Annotated in this window: 16 protein-coding genes; 6 read left to right on the top strand and 10 right to left on the bottom strand. The window is 69.7% G+C overall.

The genetic code is table 11. The annotated features are described in order from the left end of the window. Positions 1–102: 102 nt before the first annotated feature. The 3 genes from ACYVGI_RS17250 to ACYVGI_RS17260 are packed head-to-tail and all read right to left on the bottom strand — an operon-like array spanning position 103 to position 2200. On the bottom strand, positions 103–1335 hold the full coding sequence (locus tag ACYVGI_RS17250; protein ID WP_460633820.1) for a UDP-N-acetylmuramate dehydrogenase: 1233 nt from the start codon (positions 1333–1335) through the stop codon (positions 103–105). Continuing rightward, positions 1335–1754, bottom strand: a complete 420-nt coding sequence (locus ACYVGI_RS17255; protein ID WP_460633821.1) for a MaoC family dehydratase — start codon at positions 1752–1754, stop codon at positions 1335–1337. The genes ACYVGI_RS17250 and ACYVGI_RS17255 overlap by 1 nt, the downstream gene beginning before the upstream one ends. Further along, complete coding sequence (locus tag ACYVGI_RS17260; RefSeq protein WP_460633822.1) at positions 1754–2200, bottom strand: FAS1-like dehydratase domain-containing protein; 447 nt, start codon at positions 2198–2200, stop codon at positions 1754–1756. Before ACYVGI_RS17260 ends, ACYVGI_RS17255 begins: the two co-directional genes overlap by 1 nt. Positions 2201–2688: 488 nt before the next feature. Here ACYVGI_RS17260 and ACYVGI_RS17265 point away from each other — a divergent pair, with 488 nt between their 5' ends. Further along, positions 2689–3483 carry a tyrosine-protein phosphatase gene (locus ACYVGI_RS17265; RefSeq protein WP_460633823.1) on the top strand — a complete coding sequence of 265 codons (795 nt, stop codon included), beginning with the start codon at positions 2689–2691 and terminating at the stop codon, positions 3481–3483. A 58-nt stretch (positions 3484–3541) separates the two neighbouring features. Here ACYVGI_RS17265 and ACYVGI_RS17270 read toward each other — a convergent pair whose 3' ends face one another. Further along, positions 3542–4273: a MarR family transcriptional regulator gene (locus tag ACYVGI_RS17270; RefSeq protein ID WP_460633824.1), complete on the bottom strand. Its 732-nt coding sequence runs from the start codon at positions 4271–4273 to the stop codon at positions 3542–3544. A gap of 236 nt (positions 4274–4509) precedes the next feature. Here ACYVGI_RS17270 and ACYVGI_RS17275 point away from each other — a divergent pair, with 236 nt between their 5' ends. Together ACYVGI_RS17275 and ACYVGI_RS17280 are read left to right on the top strand one after the other, a co-directional pair. Continuing rightward, the gene (locus tag ACYVGI_RS17275; protein WP_460634154.1) at positions 4510–5172 is read left to right on the top strand and encodes a DUF4097 family beta strand repeat-containing protein; all 663 of its coding nucleotides are present in this window, start codon (positions 4510–4512) and stop codon (positions 5170–5172) included. 57 nt (positions 5173–5229) lie between these two features. Then, positions 5230–6045 (top strand): alpha/beta fold hydrolase, encoded by an 816-nt coding sequence (locus ACYVGI_RS17280; RefSeq protein ID WP_460633825.1) that lies wholly within the window; start codon positions 5230–5232, stop codon positions 6043–6045. Positions 6046–6155: 110 nt separating this feature from the next. On the opposite strand, the gene gap is transcribed toward ACYVGI_RS17280, so the two are convergent. The 3 genes from gap to ACYVGI_RS17295 form a co-directional block, all read right to left on the bottom strand. After that, positions 6156–7151 carry a type I glyceraldehyde-3-phosphate dehydrogenase gene (gene gap / locus ACYVGI_RS17285; RefSeq protein WP_460633826.1) on the bottom strand — a complete coding sequence of 332 codons (996 nt, stop codon included), beginning with the start codon at positions 7149–7151 and terminating at the stop codon, positions 6156–6158. A gap of 178 nt (positions 7152–7329) precedes the next feature. Continuing rightward, positions 7330–8265 (bottom strand): GlxA family transcriptional regulator, encoded by a 936-nt coding sequence (locus tag ACYVGI_RS17290; RefSeq protein ID WP_460634155.1) that lies wholly within the window; start codon positions 8263–8265, stop codon positions 7330–7332. A 97-nt stretch (positions 8266–8362) separates the two neighbouring features. Next, on the bottom strand, positions 8363–9376 hold the full coding sequence (locus tag ACYVGI_RS17295) for an alpha/beta fold hydrolase (protein ID WP_460633827.1): 1014 nt from the start codon (positions 9374–9376) through the stop codon (positions 8363–8365). A gap of 170 nt (positions 9377–9546) precedes the next feature. Here ACYVGI_RS17295 and ACYVGI_RS17300 point away from each other — a divergent pair, with 170 nt between their 5' ends. After that, the gene (locus ACYVGI_RS17300; RefSeq protein WP_460633828.1) at positions 9547–10275 is read left to right on the top strand and encodes a FadR/GntR family transcriptional regulator; all 729 of its coding nucleotides are present in this window, start codon (positions 9547–9549) and stop codon (positions 10273–10275) included. A 10-nt stretch (positions 10276–10285) separates the two neighbouring features. After that, a complete protein-coding gene (locus ACYVGI_RS17305) occupies positions 10286–11548 on the top strand; it encodes an alpha-hydroxy acid oxidase (protein WP_460633829.1) in 1263 nt (420 codons plus the stop codon). Between the two features lie 85 nt (positions 11549–11633). On the opposite strand, the gene ACYVGI_RS17310 is transcribed toward ACYVGI_RS17305, so the two are convergent. From ACYVGI_RS17310 to ACYVGI_RS17320, 3 genes are all read right to left on the bottom strand, one after another. Further along, a complete protein-coding gene (locus ACYVGI_RS17310) occupies positions 11634–12164 on the bottom strand; it encodes a hypothetical protein (RefSeq protein WP_460633830.1) in 531 nt (176 codons plus the stop codon). A 22-nt stretch (positions 12165–12186) separates the two neighbouring features. Beyond that, positions 12187–12759: a hypothetical protein gene (locus ACYVGI_RS17315; protein ID WP_460633831.1), complete on the bottom strand. Its 573-nt coding sequence runs from the start codon at positions 12757–12759 to the stop codon at positions 12187–12189. A 162-nt stretch (positions 12760–12921) separates the two neighbouring features. Next, positions 12922–14436, bottom strand: coding sequence for an MFS transporter (locus ACYVGI_RS17320; RefSeq protein ID WP_460633832.1), 1515 nt, complete (start codon positions 14434–14436; stop codon positions 12922–12924). Positions 14437–14574: 138 nt separating this feature from the next. Here ACYVGI_RS17320 and ACYVGI_RS17325 point away from each other — a divergent pair, with 138 nt between their 5' ends. Then, the gene (locus tag ACYVGI_RS17325; RefSeq protein WP_460633833.1) at positions 14575–15138 is read left to right on the top strand and encodes a TetR/AcrR family transcriptional regulator; all 564 of its coding nucleotides are present in this window, start codon (positions 14575–14577) and stop codon (positions 15136–15138) included. The last annotated feature ends 40 nt before the right edge of the window (positions 15139–15178 follow it).

Consider the following 15178-nt stretch of genomic DNA (forward strand, 5'->3'; position numbering starts at 1 on the left):
CGGGCGGCGCGTTCGGCAGGAGATTTCGCCAGATTCGCGGCTGTTCTCCGTTCGTACGGAGACGGCGCAGGCGTGTCGCGCAGAATCTCCTGCCGAAACGGGTCAGAGAGTGATGCCGAGCAGCACGGGTTCCGGGTGGAGGATGACGCCGAACTCGGACTGCACGCGGGCCTGAACGTACGAGGCGAGCTGCGTGACGTCGGCCGCGGTCGCCCCTCCGCGGTTCGTGATCGCGAGCGTGTGCTTGTCCGAGATCGCCGCGCCGGAACCCGGCAGGGAGAAGCCGCGGCGGATGCCGGACTGCTCGATCAGCCAGGCGGCGCTGAGCTTCACCGAGTACGGGCCCCCCGCCAGGCTCGGGATGTCGCCCGGCCACACGCCACCGGCCTCCAGGCCGAGCACACGATCGGGTTCCGGTGGAGTCACCGACCACCGCGGCGCCGTGGCGGGAAGCGAGCGGGCGAAGTTCTCGGAGACGATCGGGTTGGTGAAGAACGAGCCGGCGCTCACGGAGTCCTGGTCGTCGGGGTCGAGCACCATCCCCTTCGACGCGCGCAGACCGATGACCGCGCGACGCAGTTCGGCGACAGGCACCCGGGAGCCGAGCGCGACGCCCAGCGTGTCGGCGAGCTGCGCGTACGCGATGGGTGCGCTGAGCGGCGCTCCGAGGCCGCCAGGCTGGTTGCCGTCCACGAGCTCGAGGTCGACGGACAGCACGACACCCCGCATCCCCTGCTTGAGCACGGAGGTGCGGTAGCCGAGGCGCAGGTCGGCGCGCGACATGCTGCGCAGCTCCCCCGCTCCGGCGTCGAGGAACTCGATGCCGAGCAGCGCCGACTCCAGCTCTTGCCCGTACGCACCGATGTTCTGCACCGGTGCAGCGCCGGTCGATCCGGGGATGCCCGACAGCGCCTCGATGCCGGACCAGCCGTTGCGCACGGTGTGGGCGACGAGCGCATCCCACGGCTCGCCCGCCTGCACCCGCAACCGGATGCGTCCGGCCGGCGCGTCGAGGCGTTCGATGCCGCGCGTGACCACATGGATGATCGTGCCATCGAACCCGTCGTCGCTCGCGACGGTGTTCGAGCCCCCGCCGAGGAGCGCCCACTCGCCTCCCTCGTCCCACACGCCGCGTGCGGCCGCGACCAGGTCGTCGCGCGTGAACGGTTCGAGCAGGCGCTCTGGCACACCGCCGACCTGCATCGTGGTCAGCGTCGACAGCGCAGGCGTGTGCGAAGTCTGCAGCGCTGGCGTTTGCGAGGTCTGCGGCGCTGGCGTGTGCGCCGGGTTGGAAGCGGCCGCCGGGGCTGGGTTCTGCGGGGTGTCGTCGGCCATCAGGCGAACGTGACGCGGACCTGCGCCTTGCCGAGCACCGTCGCGTCGGCGAAAGTCACCGTGAGGTCGATGCGGGCGGCACGAGCGTCCGCATCCACCTGGCCGACCTTGGCGACGACGGACACGTCCGCACCCTCTGCCGGGTCGACGACCACCGGGCGGGTGAAGCGCACCTGGTAGTCGGCGACGCGTGCGGGGTCGCCTGCCCAGTCGACGACCGGCTGCACGGCGAGACCCATCGTGAGCATCCCGTGGGCGATGACGCCGGGGAGGCCGACAGCCGTCGCGATGTCGTCGCGGTAGTGGATGGGGTTGAAGTCGCCGGATGCTCCGGCGTAGCGCACGAGGGTGTCGCGCGTGAGGTGGTAGCCCTGCTCGGCGACGACGTCACCGACGGCGAGGGTGTCGAACTCGGGCATCACTCGTCTCCTCGAACGACCAGGGTGGACACGGCGGTGACGACATGCTCGCCGTCCGCGCCGACGATGACGGACTCCGCCGTGACCATCGCGTGCGCGCCGAGAGACTTGACGCTGGTGACGGTGAGGGTCGCGGTGAGCTCGTCGCCCGCGACGACGGGACGCGTGTAGCTGAACCGCTGGTCGCCGTGCACCACGCGGGTGAAGTCGATGCCCGCATCCGGTTCGGCCAGCAGTTGTGCGAGTGTCTGCTCCTGAACGACCACCGGGAACGTCGGCGGCGCCACCAGGTCGGCGTGTCCGGCCGCCTGCGCAGCCTCGACGTCGAAGCTGATCGGGTTGGTGGCGAGGACGGCCCGCGCGAATTCGCGGATCTTCTCCCGCCCGACGAGATAAGGACTGGTCGGGGCGAACGTCCGCCCCTGCAACTCTGGGTTCACTGCCACCCGCCCATTCTACGGATGCGCCCGAGCGCTCGAGCCCAGGGTTTCTCACCTTTAGAGCGCGCAATAGGGTGAAAAACCCTGTGCTCGATTGCGGCGGACGGGAGCGAGCGGAGGCAAAGAAGAACCCCGGCGGCCGAAGCCACCGGGGTTCTCGTGCTGGTGCTACTGCCTACTGGCAGCTATCGCACTGCAGCAGGTCCATGGGGTCGACGGGAACCGAGTAGCCGCCAACACTGTCGCTTTCGTAGTCCATGATGGCCTCCCCTAGAAGTCTCGTTGTGCTCCGCGTCTTGCGGTGTTCACCCACTATATAACCCGAATGACACGATTGTCATTCCACTACATGTAGTGTTTTCAAACTTTTTTGGCGATACCTCGATTTTATGCGGAACCACCGACATCCGGCCCGTGTCGCGACGCGCCGTACCTGCCATGATCGTCGGAAACGCACCCGCACCCGCATCCACGATGTTCGAGAGAGGCGACGAATGAGCGACCAGTACGGCAGGAAGGTCTCGATCCCGACCGCACCGAACCTGCGCGACCTCGGGGGGCTTCCCGCCGCGAGCGGTCAGCTCCGGCGAGGCGTCGTCTATCGCTCCGCCACCCTCTCCTCGCTGAGCGACGCCGACATCCCGCAGTTCGCCGGGCTCGGCATCGAGACGGTGTACGACCTGCGCACCGTCGACGAAGTCGCCGCCTCTCCCGACCGGCTGCCGGAGGGGACGCGCAGCGTCGAACTGGATGTGCTCGCCGACAGCTCACTGAGCGTCGCTGCACGCTTGGGCGACCTCTCCGCAGACCCGCAGGCGTTCGCCGCGACGCTCGGCGACGGCAAGGCTGAGCGGCTGTTCGAGGAGACGTATCGCGACATCGTCCGGCTGCCGTCCGCGCTCGCGTCGTATCGCGCGCTGTTCCTGGGCATCCTCGACGAGAGCCGGGAGGGAACCGCCCTCTTCCACTGCACCACCGGCAAGGACCGCACGGGGTGGGCAGCGGCGTCCATCCTCACGCTGCTCGGAGTGGACGAGACGGCCGTCTACGAGGACTACCTGCAGACCAACACCGACCTGCTGCCAGCGCTCGAACCGGTGCTCCAGCGAGCAGAGGCTGCCGGTGTCGACAGAGACGTTCTCCTGCCGGTGCTCGGGGTCCGCGAGAACTACCTGCACGCCGCCTTCGACCAACTCGACGAACAGTTCGGCACGATCGAGCGGTACGCGAAGGACGGCCTCGGGCTGACCGCATCCGACATCGAACGATTCCGGGCGCTCTTCGCCTGACGAGAACCCGGAGCGACCCGCGCCGTCGCCCGCAGGGGTCTTCCGCTAGCGCCGCCCGTCACCGCTCCCGCGGCGCATCCACCTCTCGTCCCGTGCCGAGCAGCCCACGAGCCTGCTCGGCTGCGCGGGCGATGCTCTCGCCGACGAAGTCCATGAAGCGAGCCATGTTCTCGAGGCGCACCCCGGCCGGGCTGTCCGGGCCGAGCAGGCGCACGCCGTCGCGCGCCGTCGCGGCGATCTGAGCGTTCGATCTGGCGGCGGCGATCATCGACTGGTACCAGACGTCGGCGTCGGCGATGTAGCGCTCCCTGCGTCCGTCGCCACGCTCCCGGATGACCAATCCTTGGCTCTCCAGCAGCGCGATGGCCTTCGAGATGGATGCGGGGCTCACCTCGAGCCGTCTGACCAGCTCGGCCGCGGTGAGGCTTCCGGCGTCCGTCGTGTACAGACTGGTGAGGATGCCGGCCGCCACGCGCGGCAGTCCAGACTGCATGAAGAGCGTGGTGAACGTCTCCTCGTACTCGCGCACGGCCGGTGCGTCGCGCCCGTCCGACCGTTCGTCGCGTCGCGCGCCTGGCGCCGTCGCGCGACGCTGGTGCGCGCGCTGCTCCGTCGCCCTCTGGGCGAGGTCGGCGCGGTATCCGCCTGGCCCGCCGTTGCGCATGACCTCGCGGGTGACCGTCGACGTCGGGCGGTCGAGGCGGCGGGCGATCTCGGCGTATGCGAGGTCGTCGGCGAGGCCGAGCGCGATCTGATGGCGTTCCTGCCGGGTGAGCCTGCCTGCTGGCATCGGGTCGCCTCTCTCTCTCGCGATGGGACGAGCGTAGCGTTCAGCGACACGTCAGTGCAACGCATCCACCTCGCGCAATTGCGTTAGATTCTGGATCAGTGCAACGATTTATAGCTTTTGGTCTGCGTTTTTACTCTTATAACGCAATCTTGTTGTTCCCAAATCACTGAACGCAACGTAGCGTTTCCACTATCAGAAACATTCACCGGCACCAACGAGCACAGGAGTTGAGCACAATGCAGACCTTCGACACCCCGACCCCCGTCACCACCGTCATCGACGTCCCTGCCGGCCACCTGCGGTTCATCGCAGCCGACCGTGCGGACACCCGCATCGAGGTCAACCCCGTCGACGCATCCACGGCCCGCGACGTCGCAGCCGCCGACCGCACCACGATCGATTTCGCCGACGGCGTCCTCCGCGTCGCGACGCCGGAGAGGCACGCGGCCTTCGGCCCCAGCGGCTCCGTCGAGGTGACGGTGCAGCTTCCGGCCGGGTCGAACATCCGGGCGAACGGCAGCGCGGAGCTGCGCGGAGCCGGCAGCCTCGGCGACGTGGCCGTCGACGGATCGTTCGGCCCGATCAAGCTCGACGAGGCGACGGCCGTCCGCATCAGCGCTCTCGACGGCGATGTCGTCATCGGCCGCCTCACGGGCCCAGGCGAGATCACCACCGCCAGGGGCGACGTGCGGATCGCGGAGGCCCACCGAGGCGACGTGGTCGTCAGCACGCAGCTCGGCAACGTGTCGGTCGGCGTTCCCTCCGGCGTCACGGCCGGACTCGACGCGGGGACGCCGTTCGGCCGCATCAGCAACACCATCGCGAACAGCGGCGGCGCTCCCGTGCTGCAGATCCGCGCGACCACCGCATCCGGCGACATCGACGCGCACACCGTCTGACCGGCGCGCACCTCACCGACGAAGCCCACCACCGCCCAGCAGAACCAGGAGAAGATCATGACGAAGAGCAGCGCCACCTCGACCAGCGCGCCCTGGACCGGCATGGTGCCGGTCGACGACACAGCCCTCGCGGTCACCGACACCGGCGGCTCCGGAACCCCCGTCGTCTACCTCAACGGCCAGTTCGCCACCCAGGGATACTGGCGCAGGGTGATCGCCGACCTCGGACCGGCCTGGCGGCACATCACCTACGACGAGCGGGCGCGCGGCAGGAAATCCGGCACCTCCGCCGACTACTCCTTCGAGGCCGCCGTACGGGATGTGGATGCGGTGCTCGCTGCACGCGGCGTCGACCGTGCGCTCGTGGTCGGCTGGTCGTACGGTGCGTACGTCGCTGCGCACTGGGCCAACCGCAACCCGGCCCGCACGATCGGGGCCGTGCTGGTCGACGGCGCCCAGCCGTACGACTGGCTGGACGCCGCTATGGAGGACCGCATCCGCACGCTGTTCCGCCGAATGGGCTGGTTCACTCCGCTGCTGCGTCCCACCGGGCTCACGCCGCGGATGAGCGCAGCTCAGCAGGCGGAGAGCAACATCGAGCTCGGCAGGCTCGGCAGCACGAGCGAGCTCGGCCCTGTGCTGGACGGCATCGTGGTGCCGACCAGGCACGTCGTGGCCTCCGGAACCTCGCTCGGCAGTCGCGGCGACGAGCAGGAGGTCATCCGCGCCGGACTCGACGCTGTGGTCGCGCGCAACCCGCACATCGCGATCAGCGCGAAGGTGCCGAGCAACCACGGCGCGATCCTGCGGAAGGATCACGCGGCGGTCGCTGCGGCCGTGCGTGAGGTCGCGGCGCTCGGCGGAGCGGAGTGACTGCCCACCGCAGCGGAACTGCCATCACGAAGGAGGGCCGCATCCCGCGTCGTATCGGACGCCGGCTGCGGTCCTCCTTCGCGCGCGGACGGTGTGGGCGCTGCCCGACCTCAGGATGCGAGCAGCTCCAGCGTGTCGACGACGCGGTTCGAGAAGCCCCACTCGTTGTCGTACCAGGCCACGACCTTGACGTGCTTCCCGCTCACCCTGGTCAGTGCGGCGTCGAAGATCGAGGATGCGGGCTGGCCGGCGATGTCGGAGGACACCAGCGGCTCGTCCGCGTACTCCAGCACGCCGTTCAGCGGACCAGCCGCCGCGTCCCGGTATGCGGAGAGCACCTCGTCGAGCGTGACCTCGCGCGACACCGTCGTGTTCAGCTCGACGATCGAGCCGACAGGCACCGGCACGCGGATGGAGTCGCCGGAGAGCTTGCCGTCGAGGTTCGGAAGCACCAGGCCGATCGCCTTGGCTGCGCCGGTGGTGGTCGGCACGATGTTGACGCCGGCGGCGCGTGCTCGGCGGAGGTCGCGGTGCGGACCGTCCTGCAGGTTCTGCTCCTGGGTGTACGCGTGCACCGTGGTCATGAAGCCGTGCTCGATCCCGGCCAGGTCGTCCAGCACCGAGGCCAGAGGCGCGAGGGCGTTGGTCGTGCACGAGGCGTTCGAGACGATGAGGTGGGTCTCCGGGTCGTACGCGTCGGTGTTCACGCCGTACGCCAGGGTGACGTCCGCGCCGTCGGAGGGGGCGCTGACCAGGACGCGCTTCGCACCGGCGCGGAGGTGCGCTCGGGCGGCGTCCGCCGAGGTGAAGCGGCCGGTTGATTCGAGCACGATGTCCACCCCGAGCTCCGCCCATGGCAGGTCGGCCGGCTCGCGCTCCGCCAGCACCCGGATGCGGCGGCCGTCGACCACGAGGTCGGTCCCGTCCACCTCGACCGCGCGGCCGAGACGTCCGAGGGTGCTGTCGTACTTCAGCAGGTGGGCGAGCGTCTCCGGGGCGGTGAGGTCGTTGACGGCGACGACTTCGAGGTCGCTTCCCCGCTCCAGGAGAGCGCGGAGCGTGTTGCGTCCGATGCGGCCGAAACCGTTGATGGCGATGCGGGTCATGGGAGTGGGATTCCTTTCGTTCCGCATCCCATGCTGCGAGCGCCGCGGCGCGCGGAACAGTGGCGTGCACGACACGGTGCGCAAGGATCTCGCCGCGTTGAATGCCAGCGGTCGCAAGGATCGCGCCACGCGCTCCCTCCGCATCCACCCGCATCCACCCGCATCCAGGTGGCCGGTGTCAGGCCGAGAACGTGTGCCGGTACTCGGTCGGCGACGTGCCCAGGATGCGCTGGAAGTGCAGCCGCAGGTTCGCCCCGCTGCCCAGGCCCACCCGGGCGGCGATCTGCTCGACACCGAGGTCGCTGCGTTCCAGCAGCTCGCGCGCCAGGTCGACGCGGGCACGCAGCACCCACTGCATCGGCGTGTAGCCGGTGTCCTCGACGAAGCGCCGCGAGAACGTCCTCGCTGAGACGTTCGCGTTGCGCGCCAACTGCTCCAGGGTGAGCGGCTCCGCGAGGTGCTCGAGCGCCCACGCGCGCGTTCCGGCGAACAGGTCGCCCAGCGGCTCCGGCACGCTGCGCGGAACGTACTGCGCCTGTCCCCCGCTGCGGTACGGCGCCGCGACCAGCCGCCTGGCGACGCGGTTGGAGAGCGCGACGCCGTGGTCGCGGCGCACCAGGTGCAGGCACAGATCGATCCCGGATGCGGCGCCCGCCGAGGTCAGCACGTCGCCCTCGTCGACGAACAGCACGTTCTCGTCCACCCGCACCAGCGGATGCCGCCGGGCGAGCGCCCTGGTGTAGTGCCAGTGCGTCGTCGCCCTCTTCCCGTCGAGCAGTCCCGCTGCGGCGAGCGCGAACGCCCCGGTGGAGATGGCGGCGAGCCGCGCGCCGCGCTGGTGGACGGCCCGCAGTGCGGCGACCACCGCAGCAGGCGGCTCGGTGGTCGCCGGCTCCCGGTAGCCGGGCACGAACACGGTGTCCGCATCGTCGAGGGCGGCGAGCCCGTCGGCCACGTGGTAGGACAGCCCGTCGCCCCCGGTGACGAGCCCGGGCGCCGCGCCGCAGACCCGCACCTCGTACGGCATACTCGGCCGGTGCGAGAACACCTGCGCCGGGATGCCGACGTCGAGCGGTTTCGCGCCGTCGAGCACGAGCACGGCGACCCGGTGGATGCTGTCGGTCACGGTGGCCTCCGGTTGCGATGGGATCTGCGGCGATGGATGCGTGGCGGTGCGATGCACTATCGCAAGCATCCTGCCACCAACGGCGCTATCCCGCGGCCAGGAACGCCTCGGTCGTCGCCGCGATCTCCGCAGACTTCGTGTGGTGGAGGTAGTGCCCTGCCTTCAGCCGCACGAGCTCACTCCGGTCTGAGGCGGCCGCCTGCTCCTCGTGCAGCGCCAGCCAGCCCGGCACGTCGGTGTTGTCGTCCTGGACGAACAGCAGGAGCGGCAGGTCCTTGGGGAACGACAGCTTCTGCGCATCCCGGAAGTTGGCGGCGAAGTGCTCCATCTCGTTCGCGTATGTCGCCGTGAAGCCGTTGCGCAGCGACAGGATGCCCATCTGCCTCTTCTGGTCGTCGGTGAACGGGAGACCGTCGTACGGATCGCCCGGCGCCGCGGCGAGCACTCTGATCAGGCCGAGGGACTTCGCCGTGCGCAGCGCGTCGATCGGGAACTCCTGGTCCATCCCCGGCTGGGTGGGCACGCTGCTGTCGATGCCGACGAACGCCGTGACTTCGTCGCGGTAGCTGTTCACGTACTCCAGGCCGTAGATGCCGGCGATGGAGTGCCCCATCAGCACGTACCTGTCGATCGACAGCCGCTGCAGCGCCTCGTGCACCTCGCTGGCGATGTTCGCGCTGGTCCGCGCCTTGTCGGTCTCGTCGCTCAGGCCGTAGCCGAACGGCTCGACCACGACCACGCGGTAGTGCGGCTTCAGCTCGGCGACCAGCGGGGCGAAGTCGAGCACAGGGGATGCGGTGCCGAAGCCGGGCAGGAGCACGACCGTCTGGTCGCCGCTGCCCTGCACATCCACGTTCATCTTCTTGCCGTCGACGTCGACCAGGCGGCCGTACCGTTCGATGTCGTTCGCCTCGGAGGCGCTGGCGATGGCGTTGACGGTCGTGGTGCCGATCAGCCCGACCACCACGACGGCGAGAATCCCGCCGAGGGACAGCAGGGTGACCTTCCACCCCTTCCTCCTGCGTCGGGTCTTCGTGGGTTCCTGGGGCGGTGGCGTGCTGTCGGCTGCCGGGGTGGATGCGGTCGGGCTGTTGCTCATGCTTCGACGCTACGGGCGGCAGTGGCGCCGGCGGATCGCGCGGCGGTCCCACGGGCATCAGACCGTGGGACCATCCGTTCGCCGCGCGTCCTGGACAGGGTGGCGCGCGCACGTTACTGTGGACTGACCACATGGTCTGACCACATGGCAGACCCACACGAGGGAGTGAGATGACGACCGAACCCCGCGCCTGGGAGGGCGTGCTCGCGTCGATCGAGGGCCGCCTCGTCGACGGCGACCTGCGGCTCGGCGACCACCTCCCGCCCGAGCGTGCGCTCGCGGCCGACCTCGGCGTCGCCCGGTCGAGTGTTCGCGAGGCGATCCGCGTTCTCGAAGCAATGGGGCTCGTCCGCACGCAGACCGGGTCAGGACCGAGCTCCGGCGCGATCATCGTCGCCAGGCCGGTCGGCGGGATGCAGGCCCTCATGCGACTGCAGGTCGCGGCCAGCGGGTTCCCCGTCGCCGACGTGGTGCGCACCCGTCTGCTGCTGGAGACCTCCGTTGCCGTCGACCTGGCCGAGCGGCCGGACGACGTCGACCTCGCAGAGGCGGCTCAGCTCCTCGACGCGATGGACGTCCAGAGCCTCACCCCGCAGGAGTTCCTGGCGCTCGACGCCCGCTTCCATCTCGCGCTGGCCGAAGCCTCAGGCAACACGGTGGTCGCGGCGATGATGGCCGGGCTGCGCAGCTCCATCGAGAGCTATGTGATCGGCGGAGCGGAACGCATCCCGGACTGGCCGGCGATGGCGGACCGGCTGCGGCAGGAGCACCGAGGAATCCTCACCGCGATCGGCGCCGGCGACCCGGCGGGATCGCAGACCCTCGTCCACGACCACATCAGCGGTTACTACCGGGACGCCTCCCCCGCGGCGTCCACCATCCACCACGAGACGCGTTAGGCAGCACAGTATGGTCACTCGCCAGGTTCCCAAGCCCGCCGAGCTCCTCGAGCTCATGAAGTTCAAGAAGCCGGAGCTCGACGCCAAGAAGCGCAGACTCCAGGGCGCGCTCACCATCGACGATCTGCGCAGGATCGCCAAGCGCCGCACCCCGAAAGCCGCGTTCGACTACACCGAGGGCGCTGCAGAGGGCGAGCTCTCGCTGGCGCGCGCGAGGCAGGCGTTCGAGGACATCGAGTTCCACCCGTCGATCCTCCGCGACGTGTCCACCGTGGACACCTCGTGTTCGATCTGGGGCGGTCCGTCGGCGCTGCCGTTCGGGATCGCGCCGACCGGGTTCACGCGGCTGATGCAGACGGAGGGCGAGACGGCCGGGGCAGGGGCGGCGGCCGCGGCGGGCATCCCGTTCACGCTGTCGACGCTGGGGACCACCTCCATCGAGGATGTGAAAGCCGCCAACCCCGCCGGCCGCAACTGGTTCCAGCTCTACGTGATGCGCGACCGCGAGATCTCATACGAGCTGGTCCGCCGCGCCGCGGCCAACGGCTTCGACACCCTGTTCTTCACCGTCGACACCCCCGTCGCCGGAGCCAGGCTCCGCGACAAGCGCAACGGCTTCTCCATCCCGCCGCAGCTCACCCTCGGCACGATCGTGAACGCGATCCCTCGCCCGTGGTGGTGGTACGACTTCCTCACCACCCCGAAGCTCGAGTTCGCGTCGCTCTCCGCGACAGGCGGCACGGTCGGCGATCTCCTCAACGCGGCGATGGACCCGTCGATCAGCTTCGACGACCTGGCGATCATCCGCGACCTGTTCCCCGGCAAAATCGTGGTGAAGGGCGTCCAGAACGTCGAGGACTCCCGCCGCCTGGTCGACCTCGGCGTCGACGGCATCGTCCTCTCCAACCACGGCGGACGCCAGCTCGATCGCGCCCCCATCCCGTTCCATCTGCTCCCCCAGGTGGTGCGCGAGGTCGGCGCCGACACCGAGATCGCGATCGACACCGGCATCATGAACGGCGCAGACATCGTGGCCGCGTACGCTCTCGGCGCGAAATTCACGCTGATCGGGCGCGCGTACCTCTACGGCCTGATGGCGGGAGGCCGCGCCGGCGTCGACCGCACGATCGAGATCCTGCGCGACCAGATCGTGCGCACAATGCAGCTGCTGGAGGTCGCGAGCCTGGACGAACTGAGCCCGAAGCACGTGACGCAGTTGCAGCGGCTGGTGCCGGTGGTGCAGGGGCACCCGGTGGATGCGGGGGTGCGGTAACGGCGAGAGATACCAGTAACTGCGGCTGAATCGCGCAGTTTCGGCGCAGTTACTGGTATCTCGCGGTGGCGCGCCTCGTGCGCCGTTACCGCCGCAGCGCGGCGGGACGCGGCAAGCCGAGCTCTTCGAGCAGGTCGCCGAGCATCCGGTCGAGTTCGTAGCCCGCCTGGGTGATCTTGTTGTTCCCGAGGCTGACGAGCTGCGAGCTCGGCTGGTCGACGGTGAGGATGGTGCCCCCGTTTCGGCCCGCGTGCAGCTCGATCCTGGTCGGCGTGTAGAGCATCGCTGCCGGATCGTGCCGAAACACTCTGGACGCAGTCACGTAGTCGCCGATCAGATAGCTCGCGCTCGGGATGTCCGCCCCACCGATCCGCATGATCGGCGTCGGGTAGTGCCGCCAGAACGCGACGAACCGGTGGATGCCGTCGCCCTCCGCCTCCTGCGCGAATCGCTTCCACTCCGCACCGTCTGCCACGAGTTGCTCGAACCGGGCTGCATCGACCAGCGGCACCTCCGCCTCGAACGTGCGCCGCAGCGTCTCGAACGGAACGTGAGCCTCGATCTCGATCCGGTTCACCGTCACCGGCACGAGCCGGTCGGAGGCGTGGAAGGTCATGCGTCCATTCTCCGGCAGGGTGTCACCGGCGCCGCTTGCGCACAGTGCGGGCGCGGCGGAGGGACGCGAGGTCGCGACGGAGCGCATCCAGTCGTTGCGGCTTGCCAGGGTCGTCCCCTCCCACCGACTGGATGCGGACGGTCTCCTCCACCACGCCCGACAGCTCCCGCCACGCATCCAGCCGGGACTCCTCGACGATTCCGGCGAGATAGTCGGCGTCGGTCGCGCGCTCACGGAGGGCTGCCGCCGTCGCCCTGGCGAGGGCCTCCCGCCGGCGGAGGTTGAGGGTGTCGGCGGTGCGGTAGTCGTGGGTGTGCTCAGCGCGGCCGTCCTGCACTTCTGCCCAGGCCTGCTCGCGCACGATGCGAGCCTCGGACGCGTCCGCCTCGTCGGCCAGCCGCAGCACGGCCGCAGCCGCGACCTCGGCGAAGTGGGCGGCGTCGAACGCGCTGTCTGTGGTGAGCAGTTCGGTCATCATCCGGTTGCGCACCGCCATGCGCACGGCGTAGTCCGCGATCAGCAGTCCTTCTTCGAGGGCGTGCGCGAGCGTCGTCGGCTTCGGGGAGTCCAGCGCGCTGCCGTCGAATGGGCGCATGTGCGCCCTGCGCGACCGACGCCCGCGGCCGAAGATCCCCATCCTGGCCCCCTTCTCTCACCGCATCCAGTGTCGCACCGCGCCTCCGACGCAATCGAGCCCGCAGTTATTCACCGCAAAACGCGTTCTAAAGTTGAAAAACTGCGGGCTCGATGGCGTCGGTCAGGCGACGGGGGCGAGGTCGGGGGCGGGGGCGGGCTCGGGCTCGGCCGCGAGGGCGAGCGCAGCCGCAGGCGCGGGCACAGGCGCGGGCGCGACCGCAGGCTCGGCCGCAGCCGCAGGCTCAGGCGCGGCCGCCGCGCGCGGAGCGCGCATCAGCACCATCGCCGCCACGGTCACCACGAGCGCTCCGGCCGACAGTAGCCCGGCCACCACGAAGCCCTCGCTGTAGCCCGCCTCGGTCGGCAGCCCGTCCGCAGCGGTGGAACCGGTGACGAGCGCCGTCATCACGGCCGCCCCGATCGCCGAGCCGACCGTGCGGAGGTTGGCGTTCATCCCGCTGGCCACGCCGGTCTGCGTGGCTGGAACGCTCTGCACCACCACGCTGGTGATGGCTGCGTAGACCAGGCCGAGGCCGATTCCGAACACTCCGGATGCGGTGGCCACCTCCGCGAGGGTGCCGTGCAGCAGCCCGAGCGAGATCGCGGCGAGCGCCATCAGCGCCGCGGCGAGCACGATCTGGGTGCGGAAGCTCACCCAGCGGGCGAGCGGTCCGCTGAGGAACCCGGTGACGGCCATCGTGACGAGCATGGGGAGCATCAGCATCCCGGATTCGGCGACCGATGCGCCCAGCCCGTACCCGGTGGAGACCGGCGTCTGCACGAAGCGAGGGAAGAACGCGAACACAGCGAACATCGACGCTCCGACGAACACCGCCGCCGCGTTCATCGACCACACGCCCGGCTCGCGCATCAGCCGCATGTCGACCAGCGGAGTGCGGGAGCGCAGTTCCACGACGATCCAGGCGGCGAGCAGCAGCGCCGCGGCCGCGAACAGGCAGACGACGACGGGCGACCCCCAGCCCCACTGCGCGCCCGTGCTGAGCGGGAGCAGGAGGGCGACGAGCCAGCCGGAGAGAAGCACGGCCGACCATGGGTTGACCCCGCCGACGGCGCGCGTCGGGGATTCGGGGATGACGAGCAGCGCGAGCACCGCTCCGGCGACCGTGAACACGGCGGGCACGAGGAACAGTCCTCGCCAGCTGAGCACGTCGGCGAGCGGCCCGGCGAGGACTGTGCCGAGTCCGCTGCCGATGGCGATGATGGATGCGATGGCGCCGATCGCGGACGGCAGGCGGTGCGCGGGGAACTCGTCGCGGATGATGCCGAACGCGAGCGGGAACATGGCTCCGCCGAGTCCCTGGATGATGCGGGCGCCGATCAGGACGCCGATGGTCGGCGCGACGGCGGCGACGACGCTGCCCAGTGCGACGGCAAGGAGGGCGAGCACCAGGATGCGGCGCTTGCCGACCATGTCGCCGACACGGCCGAGCAGCGGCGTGGCGACGGCGGCGGAGATGAGCCACGCGGTCATGGTCCAGGTGACACCGGCTGTCGTGGTGCCGAGGTCGGTCTGGATGACGGGAAGGACGGGGACGACGAGGGATTGCAGAGTGGCGAAGGAGCCTGCGCTCAACGCCAGGACGGCGAAGGTGAGGCCTGGGCGGGTTCGAGACATTGAGTTCTTCCGTTCTCGAGGGGTGTGGCCGATGCAGAATTCGGCTAGAATGGAGGCTGGCTCCGATCGGAGGTTGCCTCCGCTTTCAATACAGTAGCGGAGGGTGCCTCCACTTTGCAACCCCTTCCGGAGGAGAAATTGGCCAGCACCGCCCCGACCGCCGTCTCGACCCGCCCGCAGCGGGCAGACGCGAGACGCAACTTCGACGCGCTGCTCGGCGCGGCACGGGAGGCGTTCGCCACCAACGGCACCAGTGCATCCCTGGAGGACATCGCCCGCCGCGCGGGAGTGGGGATCGGCACGCTCTACCGCAACTTCCCCACCCGCGACGCTCTCGTCGAGGCGGTCTATGTCGACGAAGTGGATGCGGTGGTCAAGGCGGCCGACGCAGCGCTGTCCCTCGAACCGTGGGCCGGTTTCGAGACCTGGGTGCGCCGCTTCGTCAGCTACATCGGCACCAAGAAGGCCCTGGTCGACGGCCTCAACAAAGACTCCCCCGTGCTCCTCACCTGCCGCACGTCGCTCTACGACGCCGGCGAGCCCCTGCTCGACAGGGCGAAGGCCGCCGGCGAGATGCGCGAGGACGCGGAGATCCAGGATGTGGTCCGCATGATCTCGGGCATCGCCAGCGTGGCGTTCGACGACGACGAGCAGCGCGACCGCGTGATCGCCATCGCGATGGACGGACTCCGCGCCCACTGATGCCGTCGCCGAGCGACATCCCACGACCGCGCATCAGCAC

The organism is Leifsonia lichenia, assembly GCF_054780215.1.